At 65.5% G+C, this 1,036-nt stretch carries 1 protein-coding gene; it reads right to left on the bottom strand.

Annotated elements, in window-relative coordinates; genetic code table 11:
- The coding region (locus J2S73_RS21620) for an IS30 family transposase (RefSeq protein WP_306887793.1) at positions 1-988 on the bottom strand (988 nt) is incomplete at its 3' end.
- Positions 989-1,036 lie beyond the last annotated feature (48 nt).

The following is a 1,036-nucleotide window of genomic DNA, read 5'->3' as shown; positions in this document are numbered from 1 at the left end:
AGGTGGATTCACATTTGAAGTGCAACAGTCGTTTTAGGAAGACCTCGGCGGGTGTTCTGTAGCCGAGGCATTTTCGGGGCGTTGTGTTGAGGCGTGCGGCGAGGGCCTGCAGGTCGTCGTCGGAGAAGCTGTCGGGGTCGGTTCCGAGCGGGATCGTACGTCTCAGCCTTCCGTTCATGTTTTCCACCCCGCCCTTCTGCCACGGGCTGTGAGGATCGCAGAAGTAGGTCTTCACGCCCATCTCGTGCAGTTGGTGGTGCAGGAAGAACTCCGGACCGTTGTCCTGGGTCAGCGACAGGCGCAGCGGTTGCGGGATAATCCGGAACCAGGCCTTGAACCGGTCCGCGACCGGTTGCGCCTGCTTTCCGGGCTGCTTGGCCAGGAGGATGAGGCGCGAGGTCCGCTCCAGGGCGACCAGCACCGCCGCGCCGGACTTCCTGGGATGCAGCAGGTCGGCCTCCCAGTGCCCGGCCTGCCGGCGCGTGGTCGCCGAGGCGGGGCGCTGGGTCACGGACACGCGGTGCTTGATGTGCTCCATGGGGCGGTGCGGCCTGCGACGCCGTCCGCGGCGGCTCTTGGCGCGCGGCAGATAGTGGCGCCAGCGATAGTCGTTGGTGCGGCGGATCTGGTCGTAGACGAAGCGGTAGATGGACTCGTGGCTGATGCGCATGTCAGCCTTGTCCAGCGCCAGCCGGCCGGCGATCTGTTCGGGCGACCATCCCATAGCAAGGTGGCTCAGGACATGGTGCAGCAGGGCCGGCTGGCGCGCCATGCGCGGCCCACGCCAGCGCCGCGCCCAGGCCAGTTCGTCGGCGTAGGCCGCCCTGTATCCATCCCGCTTCGGCGCGTTGCGCCTCAGCTCCCGCGCAATCGTCGATGTCGAGCGATCCAGAGCTGCTGCGATTTGCCGGATCGAACGCCCCTCGGCGACAAGACTGGCAATCGCACACCTCTCTTCAAGATCGAGGTGTCGGTATTGGGTTCCCATAGCGGCAACACCTTAGCAGGTTGTTGCACTTCGTTCGTGAGTTCAGGG

It is taken from the genome of Amorphus orientalis, assembly GCF_030814015.1.
GTDB classification, from domain to species: domain Bacteria; phylum Pseudomonadota; class Alphaproteobacteria; order Rhizobiales; family Amorphaceae; genus Amorphus; species Amorphus orientalis.
Note: the sequence above shows the minus strand (reverse complement) of the source record. Positions and strands in the feature narration are given on the sequence as shown.